The following is a 1351-nucleotide window of genomic DNA, read 5'->3' on the forward strand; positions in this document are numbered from 1 at the left end:
GTTCCTGTGATATCGCCTTAACCTGATGATTATGCCAAATGTTGGCGCTAAACCCCATAGAATTATCCATTATAGCCCGATAAAGGGCACGGCTAACTGAGGTAGCATCAGGCAACAGCGGCAGCGCCGCCTGTTTTTGCGCAACCTGATAACAAAAAGCGATGATCGACAAAACGCGATTCAGGCAAAAGCAATTTTATATAGGGCAAGAGCGCATAGCGGGCTTCAGCCGGAGGCATAAAATGGCCGCTGGCATTACTCCAAAAAGCCAGCCGCTGTTGAACGAATTTTAGCACCCCGGCGAAATGCACCTTGGTGACATTCACAAACGAAGAGTGCCCCTTGAGGGGGATCCTGCTTATCGGTTCTTCCGGGCAGGCCAGCGCGGCACACTGGATCTTATACGGCGCGTCGACAGGGATAATGAAAACATAATAACCTTCAGTGTGTGAGGCTACGCCTTCGATCGCATTGACCATTCGGTACTCCGCGCCCCACTTTTCCAAGGTAAAAATTTCGCTCGGGCCGTAAGGCAATTGCACCGTTTTGCCTTTGACGATGGGGTGTTGCGACGCCAGTGTGACTTTCAGCCTCAGATGTAAACTCTCTAGCGCGTCTTGTAATGTAGTTCCATCATTGGCCATCACTTGATTTAACCTTGCCCGCACCCCCGCGTTCACGCACCTTGTAGGGACCAGCACCACAGGGACCCGTTTGCGTTTGCGCTGGTGTGTATTGGTCACGCAGAGGACGTTACGTATCAAGCGGTTCAACGGCATCCGCCACGATGTGTGATCGTGACCGATTGTCCATCTGCATGGCACCCCGGAGAGGTTCACAGCCGGACCAACAATGCCAGAGATCATACCGACGTGACCCTGACGTCGGCGTTGCTCGCACTGCAATACAGTGAAAAACGCATTACGGGATAGGTCCCTTGTTCCCCTTTTGGGGGTCATCTTCACTTTGCGTTTCCTGAGGTGAGCGCGTTAATGGACCGCACCAGCGCTGCGCCAGCGTACAAGCCAGCACCACCAATACCCAACTCATCAGAGTCGCCGCGATCAAATCCTGCGGCCAGTGCATGCCCAAGACCAAACGACTGCCCATCACTCCCGACGCCCACACCATCAACACCACCACGGTTTTATAGTGTCGCCGCGCCCACAGCAACCCAACCGCCAGCAACGCCCAGGTTGCCGCAAACAGGGTATGCCCGGACGGGAAGGCAAAGCCCGTTTCAAATTGCCAATGGGCGCGCAGCCATTCAGGTATCTGCGTCTGTGCATTCAACTGTTCAGCCACCAGACGCGCGCGTTCAGGACGGGGCAACGAATAGAAATAGCGTTCG

2 protein-coding genes are annotated in these 1351 nt (G+C 54.4%); both read right to left on the reverse strand.

Going from position 1 to position 1351, the window contains the following annotated elements; all coding sequences use genetic code 11:
* Positions 1-107 precede the first annotated feature (107 nt).
* Positions 108-866 carry a hypothetical protein gene (locus J5224_RS27930; protein ID WP_264628379.1) on the reverse strand — a complete coding sequence of 253 codons (759 nt, stop codon included), beginning with the start codon at positions 864-866 and terminating at the stop codon, positions 108-110.
* Between the two features lie 55 nt (positions 867-921).
* Positions 922-1351: phosphatase PAP2 family protein (locus J5224_RS27935; protein WP_264628380.1), on the reverse strand; the 430-nt coding region annotated here is incomplete at its 5' end.

This window comes from Candidatus Symbiopectobacterium sp. NZEC135 (assembly GCF_025962695.1).

Excerpts from the sequence above, each read along its gene's own strand:
- J5224_RS27930 (WP_264628379.1), bottom strand. The coding sequence starts at position 866 with ATGATCTCTGGCATTGTTGGTCCGGCTGTGAACCTCTCCGGGGTGCCA.